Source organism: Bacillus sp. HMSC036E02 (genome assembly GCF_001836235.1).
Classification (GTDB): Bacteria; Bacillota; Bacilli; order Bacillales; family Bacillaceae_G; genus Bacillus_A; species Bacillus_A cereus.
The window spans coordinates 1-347 of sequence record NZ_KV827830.1 but is presented as its reverse complement, the minus strand read 5'-3'; the positions used below and the strand labels follow the sequence as shown (position 1 = coordinate 347).

Sequence of the window (347 nt, the reverse complement as noted above, 5' to 3'; positions counted from 1 at the left end):
AATACAGATGTAGGAAGATTGGAATTAAACAAGGGTGGCGCGATCGCAGAAGCTGCTCAAGAAATTCTTGATGGAAAATGGCATGATCATTTCATCGTAGATCCAATCCAAGGCGGAGCGGGTACTTCAATGAACATGAATGCAAATGAAGTCATTGCCAATCGTGCTCTTGAATTATTAGGAATGGAAAAGGGAGACTATCATTATATTAGTCCAAATAGTCATGTAAATATGGCCCAATCAACAAATGATGCATTCCCAACGGCGATTCATATCGCAACGTTAAATGCATTAGAAGGCTTATTACAAACGATGGGTTATATGCATGATGTATTTGAATTAAAAGC

The 347-nt window shown here is 38.3% G+C and carries 1 protein-coding gene; it reads left to right on the top strand.

Annotation, left to right across the window (positions count from 1 at the left end; genetic code table 11):
- Positions 1-347, top strand: a 347-nt coding sequence (locus HMPREF2590_RS09365) for a lyase family protein (protein ID WP_256325058.1), incomplete at both ends; no start/stop codon positions are given.